General features: G+C 72.9%; 12 protein-coding genes. 3 read left to right on the forward strand and 9 right to left on the reverse strand.

Annotation, left to right across the window (positions count from 1 at the left end; translation table 11 throughout):
* Positions 1-7: 7 nt before the first annotated feature.
* Positions 8-1,225: an acylneuraminate cytidylyltransferase gene (locus tag JE024_RS13655; RefSeq protein ID WP_205373858.1), complete on the reverse strand. Its 1,218-nt coding sequence runs from the start codon at positions 1,223-1,225 to the stop codon at positions 8-10.
* A gap of 112 nt (positions 1,226-1,337) precedes the next feature.
* Entirely contained in the window at positions 1,338-2,657 is a 1,320-nt protein-coding gene (locus tag JE024_RS13660) for a DUF6716 putative glycosyltransferase (protein ID WP_205373859.1), read from the reverse strand.
* A 187-nt stretch (positions 2,658-2,844) separates the two neighbouring features.
* Here JE024_RS13660 and JE024_RS13665 point away from each other — a divergent pair, with 187 nt between their 5' ends.
* Both JE024_RS13665 and JE024_RS13670 read left to right on the forward strand, forming a co-directional pair.
* The gene (locus JE024_RS13665; protein WP_205373860.1) at positions 2,845-3,828 is read left to right on the forward strand and encodes a glycosyltransferase family 2 protein; all 984 of its coding nucleotides are present in this window, start codon (positions 2,845-2,847) and stop codon (positions 3,826-3,828) included.
* Positions 3,828-5,192, forward strand: coding sequence for a polysialyltransferase family glycosyltransferase (locus JE024_RS13670; RefSeq protein ID WP_205373861.1), 1,365 nt, complete (start codon positions 3,828-3,830; stop codon positions 5,190-5,192). The genes JE024_RS13665 and JE024_RS13670 overlap by 1 nt, the downstream gene beginning before the upstream one ends.
* Positions 5,193-5,322: 130 nt before the next feature.
* Here the strand turns inward: JE024_RS13670 and leuE are convergent, their stop codons facing one another.
* Together leuE and JE024_RS13680 are read right to left on the reverse strand one after the other, a co-directional pair.
* Positions 5,323-5,979 carry a leucine efflux protein LeuE gene (leuE, locus tag JE024_RS13675; RefSeq protein WP_205373862.1) on the reverse strand — a complete coding sequence of 219 codons (657 nt, stop codon included), beginning with the start codon at positions 5,977-5,979 and terminating at the stop codon, positions 5,323-5,325.
* Between the two features lie 112 nt (positions 5,980-6,091).
* Positions 6,092-7,672: an acyl-CoA mutase large subunit family protein gene (locus JE024_RS13680; protein WP_205373863.1), complete on the reverse strand. Its 1,581-nt coding sequence runs from the start codon at positions 7,670-7,672 to the stop codon at positions 6,092-6,094.
* Between the two features lie 178 nt (positions 7,673-7,850).
* Here JE024_RS13680 and JE024_RS13685 point away from each other — a divergent pair, with 178 nt between their 5' ends.
* Positions 7,851-8,735 (forward strand): L,D-transpeptidase family protein, encoded by an 885-nt coding sequence (locus tag JE024_RS13685; protein ID WP_205373864.1) that lies wholly within the window; start codon positions 7,851-7,853, stop codon positions 8,733-8,735.
* A 494-nt stretch (positions 8,736-9,229) separates the two neighbouring features.
* Here JE024_RS13685 and JE024_RS13690 read toward each other — a convergent pair whose 3' ends face one another.
* The 5 genes from JE024_RS13690 to JE024_RS13710 form a co-directional block, all read right to left on the reverse strand.
* Entirely contained in the window at positions 9,230-10,258 is a 1,029-nt protein-coding gene (locus JE024_RS13690) for a hypothetical protein (protein ID WP_205373865.1), read from the reverse strand.
* Positions 10,258-11,001, reverse strand: a complete 744-nt coding sequence (locus JE024_RS13695; RefSeq protein ID WP_205373866.1) for an RNA polymerase sigma factor — start codon at positions 10,999-11,001, stop codon at positions 10,258-10,260. Before JE024_RS13695 ends, JE024_RS13690 begins: the two co-directional genes overlap by 1 nt.
* Positions 11,002-11,394: 393 nt before the next feature.
* A complete protein-coding gene (locus JE024_RS13700) occupies positions 11,395-11,958 on the reverse strand; it encodes a dihydrofolate reductase family protein (RefSeq protein ID WP_205373867.1) in 564 nt (187 codons plus the stop codon).
* Between the two features lie 269 nt (positions 11,959-12,227).
* A complete protein-coding gene (locus tag JE024_RS13705) occupies positions 12,228-14,948 on the reverse strand; it encodes a cellulose binding domain-containing protein (RefSeq protein ID WP_205376535.1) in 2,721 nt (906 codons plus the stop codon).
* Positions 14,949-15,338: 390 nt separating this feature from the next.
* On the reverse strand, positions 15,339-16,802 hold the full coding sequence (locus JE024_RS13710; RefSeq protein ID WP_244882829.1) for an MFS transporter: 1,464 nt from the start codon (positions 16,800-16,802) through the stop codon (positions 15,339-15,341).
* Positions 16,803-17,064 lie beyond the last annotated feature (262 nt).

A 17,064-nucleotide genomic window follows, 5' to 3' on the forward strand; every position in this document is an offset into this window, starting at 1 on the left:
TGTTTCCTTACTTCTCGGAGGAGTGCACGGGGGACGTGCGGGCGGTTTCAGGGGTGTCGAGGTGCGGGCCGAGGAGCCAGGCGGCGATCTCGCGGATCGCGCCCTCGCCGCCGGGTGTCGCGGTGACGGCACGGGCGGCGGCCCGTACGGAGTCGTGCGCGCTGGCCACGGCCACGGGCCAGCCGGCGAGGTGGAAGCACGGGAGGTCGTTGACGTCGTTGCCGACGTAGAGCACCCGCTCGGGGGCGATGCCCCGTTCGTCGCACCACTGCTTCAGGGCGATGTCCTTGCGGTCGATGCCGTGCAGGACGGGGACCTGGAGCTTGCGGGCGCGGGCGGCGACGACGGGGTTCTGCTCGGTGGAGAGGATCAGCAGGTCGACGCCGGCGCGGCGCAGCCGGGCCACGCCGAGTCCGTCGCCGCGGTGCACGGCGACGATCTCGCGGCCGTCGGCGTCGATGAGGACGCGGTCGTCGGTCTGGGTGCCGTCGAAGTCGAGGACGACGGCGTCGACGTCCTCGCGGGTGGGCAGCGCGGCCGTGTCGAGCAGCGGCGCGAGTGCCCGGGCGCGGGCGAGGTCGTGCGGGTCGTCGACCTCCAGCACCCGGGCGGGGTCGGTGCGCACCAGCGCGGTGCGGCCGAAGAAGCGGTGGCCCGCCTCCCGGAAGCCGGCCGCGTCCATGGCGTAGGCGGCGCCGGTCTCCAGGAAGTCCTGGGGGCGGTCCTGGCGGCGGGGCCGGACGGACCGGTCGTGGTTGACGCCCTGCCCGGCGCCGGCGGCGGTGTCGTCCTCGCGCCAGACGAAGCCGTGGAACGGGGCCACGGCGACCGCGCTGTCGGCGCCGTCGTCGGCGACGGCGCGGGCGACGCCGTCGATGTCCTCACGGGTCAGGAACGGGCTGGTGCACTGGACGAGCAGGACGACGTCGACGGGGGTGCCGTGGAGGGCCTCGTGGGTGTCCATGGCGTGCAGCACGGCCGACTCGCTGGTGGCGGTGTCGCCGGCGATGGCGGCGGGCCGCAGCACGACCTCGGCGCCCGCCGCCCGGGCGGCGGCGGCGATGTCGGCGTCGTCGGTGGAGACGGCGACGTGCGTCACCAGGGGGGCGTCGAGGCAGGCGCGGACGGCGCGGCCGACGAGCGGCACACCGGCGACGGGTGCCAGGTTCTTGGCGGGGACGCCCTTCGAGCCGCCCCGGGCGGGGATCACGGCGAGTACGTTCATCGGGGCTCCAGTACGGGGGCGGACGGCGTCGTGGGCAGGGCGGCGGCGGCTTCGCCGCGGGCGGCGGGGCCGGTGGCCGGGGCGGCGCGCGGGTGCGCGGGGCGGGGGGCCGTCACAGCTCGCCCATCCGCCGGATGACGGGGGCGACCCGCTGCACGCCGTGGCGGTAGGCGCCCCGGGCGGCCTCGCGGACCGCCTGGCGCACCGCGCGCCGGATGCCGGTGGGCGCGGTCTCGGGGGCGGCGGCGCCGGCCAGCGGGGTGCCGTCGGGGGCGAGGTGGTGGCGGGCGAGCAGCGGCGGCAGATAGCCGGGGGCGGTGGCGGGTGTGTAGTACGGGGCGAGCGGGGGCCGTTCGGCGGCGAGCAGCAGTTCGGCGACCCGCTGCCGGGCCTCGTCGAAGGCCTTGTCGTACGCCCCGTCGGCGGCGACGCCCTGGCGGGCGAGCCAGTCGGGGTCCGGCGCGGGCCGGTGGCCGCCGTCGAGCAGGTCCCAGGAGGTGAGCAGGCCCGAGCCGAGGAAGTGGTGGTTGCCGAGCGGCTCGCGGACCCCGAGGTCGGTGAGGACCGCGGTGGGGATGGAGCGGTGCAGGGATTCGAGCGCGGCGGTCGAGGAGACGGTGACCAGGAGGTCCGTGCGGTCCAGGACCTCGCCCATGTTCCCGTACACCAGGCGGAAGTTGGGCGGCAGGCCGCCGGGCAGCTTCTGCGCGAGCTTCTGGTAGGGCAGTTCCTCCAGGTGGGTGGTGTGCTCGCCCGGCCGGGAGCGGAGCTTGAGCAGCACCTCGCGGCCCGGGTGGAGCCGGGCGTGCTCGACGAGCCGGCGCAGCAGGTAGGTGCGGTCGGCACGGCTGTCCGGCACGGAGGGCTGGGCGGCGAACACGACGGTGTCGCGCCCGTCCTCGGGCCGGTAGGGCGCCCCGCCGAGGAACGGCAGCGCGGCCTCGGTGACGGCGGCCGGGTCGGCGCCGACCCCGCGGTAGACGGCGCGGAAACGGTCCGCGTCGTGGCGGGAGTTGGCGAGGACGACGTCGGCGCCGTGGCGCAGCAGCAGTCCGTCGGAGAGCTTCTCGTAGACGACGCCGACGTAGCCGGTGACGACGACGGGGCGGCGGGCGAGGCCGAGGGCGGCGAGGCCGTGGAGCATCGCCTGCACTCCGCCGCCGACGAGGGCGAGGACGACGATGTCGTAGGAGCCGTCCGCGATCTCGCGCAGGAACTCCCTCCCCGTCACCTCGCGCAGGTCGTCGACGGCGACGCCGACCTCGGCGAGCTGGCGCGGGGTGGGGGTGGCGCGGCCGCGCAGCAGGAAGCCGCTCAGCTCCACGGAGGTGCTGGGGGTGATCCGGCGTGCGGTCAGCGCACCCCATTTCCACCGGGTGTCGGAGTCGGCGAGTACGGCTACCCGTACGGCCTCGCTGGTACGTGTTGGCACGTCGAGGACGCTAGGAAGGCATGTGGTTTCACGGCCCAACTCGACTGCAACAGCGGGTTAACAGCGCACTTACGGACGGGTGAATGGGCCGGGTGCCGGACGGGTTAAGGGCCCCGATGCCCAGCGTTCACCTGCCATACCGCTGTGCGTCAGCGCGAATGACGAGGCGCCGCCTAGCGTCGTGCGGGTGGTTAAGCTCTCCGTCATCGTGCCGTTCTTCAACGTGCAGACATACGCCCCCGACACCCTCAGAAGCCTGCGGGCGAATGCCCGGGAGGACTTCGAGTTCCTTTTCGTCGACGACTGCTCGACGGACGGGACGCCGGAGATCCTGGAACGGGCCGAGCGGCAGATTCCCGGGGCACGGCTCATCCGGCACGAGAGGAACGGGGGCCTGGCCACCGCGCGCAACACCGGTCTGGACGCGGCCCGGGGCGAGTACATCGCCTTCCTCGACGGGGACGACTGGCTGTCGCCCGGTCACTTCGAGGGCCTGCTGGCCCCGTTGGAGGAGCTGGGCTGCGACTTCGTGCGCACCGACCATGTGCAGTGCACCGCACGGGCGCGCACGGTGCACCGGGTGCCGGTGGGTCCGCGCGGCGAGGTGCTGAAGCCGCGGGACTGGATCCTGCCGGCGGACCGGTCGACGGGCGTCGACTATCCGTACGCGTGGGCCGGGATGTACCACCGCAGGCTGGCCGATCAGGGGCTGCTGCATTTCACCCACGGGCTGCGCACGGCGGAGGACCGGCCGTGGATCTGGCGGCTGCACCGGGACGCCGCGTCATTCGCGGTGATCAGCCGGCTGGGAATCTTCTACCGCCGCGGTGTGGCCTCCTCCTTGACGCAGATCGGCGACATCCGGCAGCTCGATTTCATTCGCGCTTTCGACCAGGTGCTCGACGAGACGGCGGCGGACCGGGACGCGGAGAAACTGCTCCCGAAAGCGGTCCGCACGTATTGCGCCGTCATTTCGCATCACCTCGGTTCGATCGAACGGTTCGAACCGCAGGTGGCGCGGAAACTGCGCGCGATGAGCGCCGCGGCACTGCGCCGGATGCCCCAGGCGGTGCTCGACGACGCGCTGGCCTCCATGGACGTGGAGCGCGCGTCCCGGCTGCGCAGGCTGCGCCGCCGTCCCTCCCCGATGACCGCGGAGGCGGCGGCCTGATGCCCACCACCCAGATCTTCTTCGCCTCCTCCCTCTACGGCGTCGCCACCGTCGCCGCCGCGCTCGACAGCGGCTGCTTCGCCGCCGCGGACCGGCGTCTGCTGCTCGTCAGCAACAACGCGGCCACGCCCGAGACCACCCCGGCGCTCGACGAGATGCCCGGCTTCGAGCGGCTGCGCTCCCGCTTCGACGGGGTGCTCTCGTGGAACGGGGCCATCGCGCCCTTCCACCCGGGCGGCTGGTCCCCGCGCCCCGACGACGTCCCGCTGTGGGAGCGGTATCTGCGCGGGCTGTGGGACCTGGGCGACGACCGGATCGAACTGGCCGTGGAGTCGGTGCAGGTGGTGCCCGCGCTCGCGGTCGCCCAGCTCTTCCCGGACGCGACGCTGTGCGTGTACGCGGACGGCCTGATGAGCTACGGCCCCACCCGGAACAAGATCGACCCGCTGGTGGGCGAGCGGGTGCGCAGGCTGCTGCACCTGGATCTGGTGCCGGGGCTGAAGCCGCTGCTGCTGGCGGAGTTCGGCGCGGTGCCGGAGGTGGTGCCCACCGAGTCCTTCGTCAAGGTGATCGCCGAACTCTCCGACGCCGTCCCGGACGCGGTGCCGGGCGTGGCGGCGGGCCCGGCGGACGCGTCGGCGCACGGGGAGCCGGGCGCCGGGGACGGGCCCGCGCTGATCCTCGGCCAGTACCTCGCGGCGCTCGACATCATCACGCGCGAGGAGGAGGAGCAGCTCCATGTGCGGATGCTGCGCGGGGTGGCCGCGCACGGGCACCGCCGGGTGGTCTTCAAGCCGCACCCGACGGCCCCGGCCTCCTGGAACCGCACCCTGGAGGAGGAGGCGCGGGAGCTGGGCGTCGAGCTGACGGTGGTGGAGCGCCCGCTGCTCGCCGAGGTGCTCTACCGGCAGCTCCGTCCCTCGCTCGTGGCGGGCTGCTTCTCCACCGGGCTGTTCACGGCCGCCGCGTTCCACGGCATCCCGGTCGCCCGGCTGGGCACGGAGCCGCTGCTCGACCGGCTCACGCCGTACCAGAACAGCAACCGCGTGCCGCTCACCGTCGTCGACGCCCTGGTGCCGGACCTGGAGACGGGCACGCCCGTGGTGCCCGGCCCGCCGGACGCGTTCCTGACGGGGCTGCTGGAGGCGGTCGGCTTCGCGATGCAGCCGCAGATCCGCCCGGATCTGCGGCCGGCGGCCGAGCGGTTCCTCGCCACCTCGCTGAACTCCCGCACGCTGCGCTACTTCAAGCGCCGGCGGCTGACCGTGCTCGGGCTGCCGGGCGGTCTTCCGGTGCCGCGCAACGAGGCGGTGCGCCGGGTGGTGCGGCGGGCCCGCCATCTGAAGCGGGCCGTGCTGCGCTGAGCCGGGCGCCCGGCCGAGACGACGGCACCGGCCGGCGGACCATCGGTCCGCCGGCCGGTGCCGTGTTCGCGTTCGCGTTCGTGTGCGCGTCGGTGTTCGTGCGGGGCCGCGGTCGTACCTGGCCGCTTCGTCAGGCGCTGCTGAGCGACAGCTTCACCGCGAAGCCGAGGAAGAGCGCGCCCGCCGCCGAAGTCGCCCCGGCCGACAGCCGCTTGCGGCGCCGGAAGGCGGCGGCGAGGCGGGTGCCGCTGAAGATCAGCGTGGTCAGGTAGAGGAAGCTGCCGAGCTGGAGCAGGGCGCCGAGGACGACGAAGGACAGCGCCGGGTAGGCGTAGGACGGGTCGACGAACTGCACGAAGAAGGAGATCAGGAAGAGGATCGCCTTCGGGTTGAACAGGCTGATGACCAGCGCCCGCCGGTACGGGTTCTCCGCGGCGCCCGAGGGCGCTCCGCTCTCGCCCGTACCGGCCGCCGCCTCGCCCCGGGAGCGCCACATGCTCCACGCGGCGCGCAGCATGCCGATCGCCATCCACGTCAGGTAGCCCGCGCCCGCGTACTTCACGATCATGAAGAGCACCGGCGTGGTCTGGAGCAGCGAGGCCGCGCCGAGGGCGGCCAGGGTCATCAGGACGGTGTCGCCGGTGAACACACCGGCGGCCGCCTTGTATCCGGTCCGGGTGCCCTTGCGGGCGGCGACGGACAGCACGTAGAGCGAGTTCGGCCCCGGCAGCAGAATGATGAGGACGAGGCCGACGAGGTAGGTCGGCAGATCGGTGACACCCAGCATGAGCCGGAGTGTCGCACACGAGTACGAGGACCTGCACAGCCGTCTCACATTCGGAGTTCAGTGCTCCGCATCACCCCGGACCGGTCCGCCGGAGGGCACGCGCCAGGTGCCGTCAGTACGCGTCCGGGGGCACGTAGCTCCCCCACACCTCGCGCAGCGCGTCGCACACCTCGCCGACGGTGGCCCGCGCGCGCAGCGCCTCCTTCATCGGGGGCAGCACGTTGTCCGTGCCGGCGGCCGCCTCCTTCAGCGCGGCCAGCGCCCGCCCCACCGCCTGCCCGTCGCGGCCCGCGCGCAGCCGGGCGAGGCGCTCGGCCTGCCGGGCCTCGATGGCGGGGTCGACGCGCAGCGGCTCGTACGGCTCCTCCGCGTCGAGGGTGAAGCGGTTGACGCCGACGACCACCCGCTCGCCCGCGTCGGTCTCCCGGGCGATCCGGTAGGCGTTGCGTTCGATCTCCTCCTTCTGGAAGCCGCGCTCGATCGCGGCGACCGCCCCGCCCATGTCCTCCACCCGGCGCATCAGCGCCAGTGCCGCCGCCTCCACGTCGTCGGTCATCGACTCCATCACGTACGAGCCGGCGAACGGGTCCACCGTGGCCGTCACGTCCGTCTCGTACGCCAGCACCTGCTGGGTGCGCAGCGCGAGGCGGGCCGATTTGTCCGTCGGCAGCGCGATCGCCTCGTCGAAGGAGTTGGTGTGCAGCGACTGGGTGCCGCCGAGGACCGCGGCGAGCCCCTGCACCGCGACCCGGACGAGGTTCACCTCCGGCTGCTGGGCCGTGAGCTGCACCCCGGCGGTCTGGGTGTGGAAGCGCAGCATCCACGACTTCGGGTCGCGCGCACCGAACTCGTCCCGCATCACCCGCGCCCAGATCCGCCGGGCCGCGCGGAACTTCGCCACCTCCTCCAGCAGCGTGGTGCGCGCCACGAAGAAGAAGGACAGCCGGGGGGCGAAGTCGTCCACGTCCATGCCCGCCGCGACGGCCGTGCGCACGTACTCGATGCCGTCGGCGAGGGTGAAGGCGATCTCCTGCACGGGCGAGGCCCCGGCCTCGGCCATGTGGTAGCCCGAGATCGAGATCGTGTTCCACTTCGGGATCCCGGTGCGGCAGTAGCGGAAGATGTCGGCGACCAGCCGCAGCGACGGCGCCGGCGGAAAGATGTACGTGCCGCGGGCGATGTACTCCTTGAGCACGTCGTTCTGGACGGTGCCGGTCAGCTTCGCGGCCGGTACGCCCTGCTCCTCGGCCACGAGCTGGTACATCAGCAGCAGCAGGGCGGCGGGGGCGTTGATCGTCATCGACGTCGACACCCGGTCCAGCGGGATCCCGTCGAACAGCACCCGCATGTCCTCGACCGAGTCGACCGCCACCCCGACCTTGCCCACCTCGCCGTGCGCGACGGCGGCGTCGGAGTCGTACCCCATCTGCGTCGGGAGGTCGAAGGCCACGGAGAGTCCGGTCGTGCCGTGGGCGATCAGCTCCTTGTAGCGGGCGTTCGACTCCGCCGCCGTGCCGAACCCCGCGTACTGCCGCATCGTCCACGGCCGGCCGGTGTACATCGTGGGATACACGCCGCGGGTGAACGGGAAGGCGCCGGGCTCCCCCAGCTCCGCTGCCGGGTCCCGCCCGGCAGCGCCGTCCGGCCCGTAGACCGGCTCGATCGGCAGCCCCGACTCGGATTCGCGTGTCATCCGCCTGTGCCTCCGCGATCAGCCGACGGCCGTCCGTGCCACGTGTGTCACAGACCGGGGACGACGCGTCGTGTCGTTCTCGTCCCCCAACTGTTACCCCCATGATGCTCGGGATTGTGCAACCCGGCCGTTGCGGAATCTGTCTCTTCAGGCACAGGACCGAAATAGGGGGACGATCATGCTCAGGAAGAACATCGCGGTCAGAACGCTGGCGGCCGCCGCCGCGCTCACCGTGGCCGCGGTGACCGCCGGCTGTTCGGCGCAGGCGGCGACGGACGTCCGGACGGACGCCAAGCCGAGCGCCGCGCCGACGACCTCGGAGCCGGCCGGCGACGCCTCGCCGTCCGAGTCCGCCGAGCCCTCGGAGCCGGCCTCCCCGACGCCGTCGGCGTCGCCCTCGCCGTCGGCGTCCTCCTCGGCCCCGCCCGCGAAGGTGCTCATGGCGCCCGGCGCGAAGGGCGAGCAGGTGAAGGAGCTCCAGGCGCGGCTGGCCCAGATCGGCTGGTTCGACGACAAGCCGACGGGCTCGTACGGGCCGGTCACCAGCACCGCCGTCAAGGGCTTCCAGGGCAAGCGGCAGCTCCCCGCCACCGGCAGCACGGACGAGGTGACCTGGCAGAAGCTGCTGGGCATGACGACGAAGCCGACGCGTGCGGAGCTCGACGGCAAGGACGTCGAGAAGCCGAAGGCGAAGCTCGACCCGCGGTGCATGGAAGGCCGCGTGATGTGCATCAGCAAGACCACCCGCACGCTGTCCTGGATGATCGACGGCAAGGTGCTGTCGACGATGGACGTCCGGTTCGGCTCGCAGTACACGCCGACCCGTGAGGGCGAGTTCAAGGTCGGCTGGAAGTCCCGGGACCACGTCTCGACGATCTACGACACCCCCATGCCGTACGCGATGTTCTTCAGCGGCGGCCAGGCCGTCCACTACTCCTCCGACTTCGCGGCCCGCGGCTACAACGGCGCGTCGCACGGCTGTGTGAACGTCCGGGACAAGGCCGCCGTCGCGGCCCTCTTCGACCAGGTGCGCACCGGCGACAAGGTCGTCATCTACTGGTGAGCCCCGTCGGGCGGGCACGGAGCGGGCGCCTGCGGGCGGGCTCCGTGCCCGGGTCGGACCGGTCGTGAAGAAACGTTCCGAACTGGAAATCCACTGATCTCGCCGGATCCGGCGCGGCAGGTGTGACGTTTTCCGGACGGCTGGCGCAGTATGAAGTGCCGACTGGTCATCGGCCGCGCGAAGAGCCGGGGTTCCCCCCGTACCTGCGGCTCAGCGCACCCGGCGCGGGCGGGACACGTTCCCCCGGTCCCGCCCGCGCCCTTTCTCCTCGCCTTGCTTCCCCCTCCGCCCGCACCGGGCTTCGCCGGGGATCTCCGTCTGCGACGGGCTTCGCCGGTCTGCCCCAGCCCCTCGGGGCGGGAGAAGCGGGAACACGGCAGCCCCGCGCGGCGGAGAAGCGCGAACACGGCAGCCCCGCGCGGTGGAAGAGCGGGTACGCGACAGCCCCGCACGGCAGGGAAAACGGGAACGCGGCGGCAGGGCCCCGCGGAGCGTCAGAGCAGCGGGGTGGCCGCGGCGGACGCCAGGGCCGCCACGGTGTCCCGCGGTGGCGACGGGACCAGCTCGGGGGCGATCCGCAGCGGGTCGGGCGGCGTGAGGGAGACGTTGCCGTCCTTCCCCGAACCGGAGCCCGAGCCGGAACCGCCCTTGCCGTTGCCCGAGCCCCCGGAGTCGCGGTCGTCGTCGCCCTGGTCGCCGTCGCCCCAGCCGTCCCCGGAGGAGTCGCCGCCGAGCACGCGGTCGCAGAACTTCTTCACCCCGTCCGGCCCGTCGGCCAGCTCCTCCAGGCGCTTGCGGCGCTCGGGGTCGATACGGCCGCTGCGGTACGCCTTGCAGGTCTCGACGATCCTGCGCCGGACGTCGGAGTCCTTGCCGGGTGACGAACCGGGCGTCGTGGGGGCGGCGTCGGAGCCGCCGGTCCCGTCCGGGGTGCCGGTGACGCCGCCGTCGCCGGGGGCCGTCCGCGTGGGGCCGCCGCTCGCCGCGGGCGGGGAGGGCGGCGGGCTGACGGAACCGGGCGGCTTCGGGGACCCGTCGCCGGCCTCCCCCTCCGGGCTCCGCGTCTCCAGCGGTCCGGGGGTCGCGGCGGCCGTGACGGAGGACGCGGGCACCGGGGCGTGGTCGCGGTGGAAGGGGGGGGGCAGCACACCGGTGCCCGCCGCGACCGCGACGCCGCCGAGCGCGCACCCCGCGAGCGCCGCCGCGATGCCGAAGCGGAGCGGGCGGCCGAAGCGCAGTCCGCGGACGGGGACGCCGCCGCGGGTGACGGTCACGGTGCCGATCGAGTCGCCGGCCGGGGCCGCCGCGTCGCCCCGTGCCTTGCGGAAGGCCGCCAGGGCGGCCGCCTCGCCGGGCAGTTCGCCGTCGTCGAAACGGTGGCGGTACGCGCCGGCGCCGCGCAGTGCCGCGCCCAGCCGGGCCGCCTGCACACGGGCGTGCTCGTCGGCGGCTCGTACAGGTTCTCCCCGCAGCAGTTGCTCCGCCGCGTCCCTGTCAAGCCACTCGTAGCGCTCGTCCGCCATCACATGTCCTTCTGCGTCCGCGTACGCGAATGCGTCACACCGGCGGAGGTGGGGGCTCCGGTGCGCGGGGCGCGTTGTGGGGGGAGTCCGTCTAGGTCACCGGCCTGCTGTTCACCACCGTCACCGGCCGGCGGGCCGTCCGCGAGCAGGGGTTCCGCGAGGCCGGTCGGCGTCGCCGGGACGGGCGCGCCGTGGGTGCTCTCCAGCAGTTCGGCGAGCCGCTTGAGGCCCCGGTGGGCCGCGGTGCGCACGGCGCCGGGCCGCTTGCCGAGGGTCTGCGCCGCGCTCTTGGCGTCCAGTCCGACGACCACGCGCAGCACCACGGCCTCGGCCTGGTCCTGCGGGAGTTGGGCTATCAGGGCCATGGTGCTGCCCGTGCTGATGGACTCCATGGCCTCGGCGACGGTGTCCGATTCGGACGGCTTGCCGGTGAGTTCGGTCTCGTCGCCGCCGACGGCCGGGCGGCGGCCGCGCATCCGGATGTGGTCCAGGGCGCGGTTGCGGGCGATGCGGGCGGCCCAGCCGCGGAAGCGGTCGGCGTCGCCGCTGAAGCGGTCGAGGTCCCGGGATATCTGGAGCCATGCCTCGGAGGCGACGTCCTCGGCGTCCGCATCGCCGACGAGCGTGCGTACATAGCCGATCAGCCGCGGGTGCACGGCGCGGTACACAGTACGGAAGGCGTCCTCGTCCCCGTCCTGAGCCGCGAGCACCGCGGTGGTCAGCTCCGCGTCGTCCCCCAGCACTACCTCATACCTGTCTGAATCGCAGCTGGTCACCACTGCCGCGCCACCCTGCGCGAACCAGCACGCTACGTCCTTTTCCGGGTGCGCGTCCATGCCTAGTACAACCGGCAACAACCTAACAACGCGGTGCGGTGTGACAGAAAACGCATGCACGGCGCTGAGAGGAGTACGGGGTGCCACTGTCACCCCGTCCGAACGACGACCGGGGCCTCTCCTGTGGGGGGTGGCGGCCCCGGTCGTCCTTCATGATCGCCACGACGAGTGTGATCACGAAGGTGCGATTCCGCGGGATGCTGCGGCGAACCGTAGGCAATCCGTGATGCTTTCGAGACGCCCGGTCCGGCTTCGGGCCGGGCGTCCGCCGGGGACCGCACGGGTCCGGTCGCGGTGGGGCTAACGCACCACGCGGTGGCTGAGGTGGACGACTCCGGCGCCGAAGGTGCGGGTCCCGATCAGTTCGAGGTCCACCCGGCGCTCGCCGTGCGGGAAGAACGGGACGCCGCCGCCGACCAGCACCGGGTAGACCATGGCCCGGTACTCGTCGATCAGGTCCAGCGCGGCCGCCTCGGCGGCGAGGTTCGCGCCGCCGATCGCGATCTCGCCCTCCCCCGGCTCGGCGCGGAGCCGCTCGATCTCCTCCGCCACGCTGCCGGTGGCCAGCCGCGCCTGCCCCTCCACCGCCGACAGCGTCCGGGAGAACACCACCTTGGGCAGCGGCTTCCAGAGCGCCGTCCACTCACGGTTGTCCGCGTCGAGCGACGGGTCCTGGTCGGCGGTCTCCCAGTAGAGCATCGTCTCGTAGAGCCGACGGCCCATCAGATGGACGCCGACCTGCCGGATCTCCTCGATCCAGAAGCGGAAGACGTCGTCGCCGGGCGTCGTCCAGTCGAAGCCTCCGTCCGGTCCGACGATGTAGCCGTCGAGCGAGACGCTCATCGAATAGGTCACGCTGCGCATCAGATGTCCTCCTCGGTGACGGGTTCGACAGTACGACCGCCGGGCGCCCCGGGACTCATCGCGACGCGCGGCACTCGCGGGGCGCGGCCTTCACGGGCCGGACGGGGCACGGCCTTCGCGGGCGCGGCGACGCGCGGCGCTCGCGGGCGAGGCCTTCGCGGGCCGGACGTGGCGCGGCGTCCGCGGGCGGCCTCCCCGCGGGCACGGCGACGGGCCGCCGCGCCGGAGCGCGGCGGCCCGCGGATGCCGCTGCCGGTCCTTCCCTCCGGTCAGCCGGTGGCGCAGCTCCTGCCGCCGAGGGTGAAGGCCGCCGGGGCGCTGTTGCCGCCCGTCCAGCTGGCGGTGAAGCCGAAGCTCGCCGTCCCGCCGGGTGCCACGCCGCCGTTCCAGGCGACGTTGGAGGCGGTGACCGCGGTGCCGTTCTGCTGATGGACGGCGTTCCAGATCTGCGTGATCCGCTGGCCCTGCGGGAACGACCAGGCGAGCTGCCAGCCGTTCAGGGCCGTGGTGCCCTTGTTGGTGAGGGTGACGTCCGCCTGGAAGCCGCCCGACCACTGGTTGGTGATCTTGTAGCTCACGGCGCAGACGGCGGTCGGGTCCGGGTCGGTCGGGTCGGTCGGGTCGGTCGGGTCCGTGGGATCGGTCGGGTCCGTCGGATCGGTGCCGCCGCCGTCCGAGGAGTCGCCGTAGATGATGCCGCGCCCGTTGGTCGCGATGTAGACGCGGCCGAAGACGCGCGGGTCACCGGTGATCGAGGCGCCCGTCCAGCCCCACTGGTGGGCGTCGTCGTTGATCCGGACCCAGCTCGCGCCCTTGTCGGTGGAGCGGAAGATCCCGCGCTTGCCGCCGATCTGGGCGCTGATGAACAGCGTCTGGTACGAGGCGCCGGCGGCCGCCTTGCCGAAGCCGACGGCGTCCGCCTCCTGCACACCGGTCAGTTTGGTGAACGTGGCGCCGGAGTCGATGGAGTGCCACAGCCCGTAGGTGCCGTTCTCCTTGCCGCCGGCGAGCCAGATGTCGCCCTCGGTGCCGGGGACGGCCTGGAAGCGGACGTTGCCCTCGGCGGGCAGACCGGTCGCCTTGGCGGCGAAGGTCGCGCCGCCGTCGGTGGAGACGTAGAACGTGCCGGCCTTGAAGCCGTAGAACTTCTTCGGGTTCTTGCGGTCGGACTCCACGATCGCGTCCGCGGGGATCCCGGTGGACGCCGTCCAGGAGGTGCCGAAGCCGGTGGTGCGGTGCACGCCCGCGCCGGCCGGGCTCCAGACGAAGGAGCCGCCGTCGGCCGCGGCGGCCACCGTGCCGCCGCCGGTCACGCCGGAGGGCTGGGAGCCCTGGAACCAGTTGGCGCCGTTGTCGGTGGAGAAGCCGATGTTCTGCGTGGTGTCGCCGTGGCCGACCCGCACCACGGTGTTCGGGTTGGCCTCGGCGAAGTCGAGGCTGGTGGTGCCGCTCATGTTCGGGGTGCGGAACATCATCGACGGGACCTTGTCGACGTCCGTGTGCCGGAAGCCGCCGAGGTCGAGCATGCCGCTGAGCAGCGGCGCGCCGGAGGGCGGGCTCGCCAGGTCGTTGACCGCCGTCTCCTCCAGCCCCTTGATCATGGGCTTGATGCCGAAGGTGCCGCCGGTGTCCCAGGTCGTGAGGTTCTCGGTGCCGTAGATCGTGGCGCCGGTCCCGTACATCATCCGGTCGGAGTCGAACGGGTCGATCTCCAGCGCCTCGGTCATCCAGCCGAGCTTCGGCGCGGTCTCCGGCGGGGAGGGGTTGCCGCCCCAGGTCAGCCACGGCACCGAGGAGACGTCCTGGGTGTAGTGGTTGACCCGGTTCGGATAGCCGTTGTACTCCCACGCCTGCTTCCAGGTCGCGCCGCTGTCGGTGGACCGGAAGATCTGGGTGTCGGGCCACCAGGAGCTGTAGGCGGTGGCCATCAGGGTGCCGGGCTTCTGCCGGTCGACGCTCAGTCCGCTGAAGCCGTAGTAGGTGTCGGCCTCGGCGACCGGGCTGACGTCGGTCCACGCGCCGGTCGCCGTGGTGTAGCGGTAGACGCGGCCCTTGCCGCCGTCGTACGGGCCGCCGGTGTCGCTGAGCGTCACGAACAACTGGCCGGTGGCGGAGTCCAGTACGCCCTTGTGGGCGAGGTAGCCGGTCGGCTGCCCGGCGACGCGGGACCAGGTGGTGCCGCCGTCCGACGAGCGGTAGACGGCGTTCTCCTTGTCGGCGACGCCGACGTAGATGTCCTTGGTGACGCTGCCGGCGGCGGAGGAGCGCTCGTCGAAGGTGACCCAGACGACGCCCTGGTTGTCGTTGCCGTAGCCGCTGGTGTCGGACGGGTCCTGCGCGTAGTTGCCCGGGTTGGGGAAGGACGCCACCTGGGACCAGGTGACACCGGAGTCCGTGGAGCGCCACAGGCCCTTGCCGCTGGGCGCGCCGAAGTAGAGGACGGAGTTCTTGTTCGGGTCCACCGCGAGGCGTTCGCCCATGCCGCGGCCGGGCATGTTGCCGCCCAGCTTGAAGGGGAGCTGGGTGGCCTGCCAGCTCGCACCGCGGTCCGAGGAGCGCAGGATCGCGCCGTTGGTCGGGTCCCAGTCGTTGGTGTACGTGCCGACGGCGGCGTACACCTTGGCGGGCTGCACGGGGTCGGAGGCGATGCTGGCGACACCGGTCCAGCCCCAGCGGTCCCAGTCGACCCAGTCCAGCAGCGGCTTCCACTGCTTGCCGGACTCGTCCCAGCGGTAGGCGCCGCCGATGTCGGTGCGGGCGTAGGCGAGGTTCTTCTCGGTCCGGTTGAAGACGATGCCGGGCACGAAGCCGCCGCCGTCGATGCGGACGTTCTTCCAGGTGTAGGACGGGTCGGCGGCGGCGGCCTGTGACGCCGCCCTCGCCGACACATCGGATGCCTCGGCGGTCCCGACCGCCTGCGGAGCGGCGGGCGGGTGCGGCGAGGGGCGCGCCGCGGAGGCGGGGCCGGCGGTGAACAGCCCCGCCGTCATGCTGAGTGCCGCCACCAGGACGGCGGCTGGTCTGGCGCGTAGGCGCACGGGAGAATCCTCTCCGAGCGGGACCGCCAACGGAGGCGGTGTGCGGGTGACTTGGAGATGGGAGCGCTCCCATGTGGCGTGCTCGATGGTAGCGGCGCGGCGGGTGGGGGTGAAGAGCCGTGCGCCACTCATCCGATGACTGCGGGCGTCAACTCCGTTGCGGGCGGGGCCTGAAGGGCCGCCGGCCGGGCGTGTCCGCTCCTGGCCGGAGACACGCACGCGGCCGGCGACCCGCACGCGACGTGCCGCGTGCGGGTCGCCTCACGCGGCACGCGGCGCGCCGGTCGCGGGACCGGCCGATCGCGTGCGGGGAGTCGGGGGCGGCCGGGGCCGGGTCCCGTGTCAGCCGACGTGCACGCCCGCCGTCTCGCGGTCCGCGGCGGCCTCGATCTCGGCCCGGGAGGGGTTGCGGATCACGAGGAACGCGATGACGGCCGAGGCGAGGCTGAGGCCGGCGGCCCACCAGAACGCGGTGGTGTACCCCTCGATGTCGGCAGCGAGGCGGGCGACGGTCGGGTCGGACGCGAAGGTCTCCTTCAGGGACTCGGCGTAGAACGTCGACAGGAGCGCTATGCCGACCGATCCGCCCACCTGCTGGGCGGTGTTGACCAGGGCCGACGCGGCCCCCGCGTCGGCCGGGCCGACGCGGGCGGTGCCGGCGGCGAAGGTGGTCGGGAAGAGGACGCCGGCACCGAGCCCGGCGGCGACGAGACCGGGAAGGACCCCGTCGACGTATCCGGAGCCGGTGTCCAGTTGCGCGAGCAGCAGGCATCCGAGGGCGGCCAGCGCCAGACCGGCGGAGATCAGGGTTCGCGGGCCGATCTTGTTCAGCAGCACGCCCGCGGTGACGCCGGAGGCGACCATGATCGCGATGTTGAGGGGCATAAACGCGAACCCGCTCTTCAACGGGGAGTAGTCCAGGTTCTGCTGGAGGTAGAAGGTGAGGAACAGGAAGACGCCGAACATCGTGACGCCCAGGGCGGCGATCGCGAAGCAGGCCCCGGCACGGCTTCGGTCCGCGAGGAGGCGCAGCGGCAGCAGTGCGTGGTCGCTGCGCCGCTCGATCATCACGAAGGCGGCGAGCAGCACGCCGCCGAGAAGCAGCAGTGCGAGGGTGGTCGTCGAGCCCCAGCCTTCGGTCTCCGCCCGGGAGACGCCCAGCACCAGCGCGAAGAGGCCGGCGGTGGCGGTCAGCGCTCCGGGCAGGTCGAGGACCTTTCGGGCGTTGCTCGTCTCGTCCTTGCGGATCGCACGGACGCCGAGCAGCGCGACGCACGCGAAGACGATGTTGACGTACAGGCACCACCGCCAGGACACGAGGTCGGTCAGGACGCCCCCGAGGAGCAGTCCGGCACCGGCACCCACTCCGGCGATGGCGCTGAAGACGCCGAACGCCTTGTTGCGCTCCGCGGGTTCGGTGAAGGTCACCGCGACCGTGGCGAGCGCGGCGGGGGCCAGAACCGCTCCGAAGACGCCCTGCCCCACCCGCGCCACGATGAGGGTTTCGAAGTTCTGCGCCGCGCCGCCGAGTGCCGAGGCGAGGGCGAAGCCGATCAGGCCGACGGCGAACAGACGGCGACGGCCGAAGAGGTCACCGAGCCGGCCGCCGAGGAGGAGAAGCGCTCCGAAGGCGATCGCGTACGAGCTGACGACCCACTGCCGGTCGTCGACGGAGAAGCCGAGGTCGGCCTGGGCCGAGGGCAGGGCGATGTTGACGATGGTCGCGTCGAGGACGACCATCAGTTGGGCGACGCCGACGACGGCCAGCACCAGCCACTTGCGGTTCTGATTGACGTGCGGGGACAAGGGCTTGCGCCCTCCTTCCAGACGAGTGGACACGTGGCCCATCAGGTGGTTGGAGGTCGCGCTCAAGCCCTAGCGTCCGACCGAACCGGCGAGCCGACGTCAGTCGGTTGAGGCAAGGCCGGCTTTCTGCGGCGAGGATTCTAGGCACAACGGCTCAGACGCGTCAAAGCACCACATACGGTGATCCACCGATGACACGCCACGCCCGCACTCGCCCCGCCGGGCCGGCGTCCTCGCGCCCGCGGGTCGTCACCCGCGAGCT

Source organism: Streptomyces zhihengii, assembly GCF_016919245.1.
Lineage (GTDB): Bacteria > Actinomycetota > Actinomycetes > Streptomycetales > Streptomycetaceae > Streptomyces > Streptomyces zhihengii.

What these genes read in the sequence shown, in the direction of transcription:
- JE024_RS13670 (WP_205373861.1), top strand. Translation starts at nt 3,828, where the DNA reads ATGCCCACCACCCAGATCTTCTTCGCCTCCTCCCTCTACGGCGTCGCC.
- JE024_RS13700 (WP_205373867.1), bottom strand. Translation starts at nt 11,958, where the DNA reads ATGCGCAGCGTGACCTATTCGATGAGCGTCTCGCTCGACGGCTACATC.
- JE024_RS13690 (WP_205373865.1), bottom strand. Translation starts at nt 10,258, where the DNA reads ATGGCGGACGAGCGCTACGAGTGGCTTGACAGGGACGCGGCGGAGCAA.
- JE024_RS13705 (WP_205376535.1), bottom strand. Translation starts at nt 14,948, where the DNA reads ATGACGGCGGGGCTGTTCACCGCCGGCCCCGCCTCCGCGGCGCGCCCC.
- JE024_RS13685 (WP_205373864.1), top strand. Translation starts at nt 7,851, where the DNA reads ATGCTCAGGAAGAACATCGCGGTCAGAACGCTGGCGGCCGCCGCCGCG.
- JE024_RS13655 (WP_205373858.1), bottom strand. Translation starts at nt 1,225, where the DNA reads ATGAACGTACTCGCCGTGATCCCCGCCCGGGGCGGCTCGAAGGGCGTC.
- leuE (WP_205373862.1), bottom strand. Translation starts at nt 5,979, where the DNA reads ATGCTGGGTGTCACCGATCTGCCGACCTACCTCGTCGGCCTCGTCCTC.
- JE024_RS13680 (WP_205373863.1), bottom strand. Translation starts at nt 7,672, where the DNA reads ATGACACGCGAATCCGAGTCGGGGCTGCCGATCGAGCCGGTCTACGGG.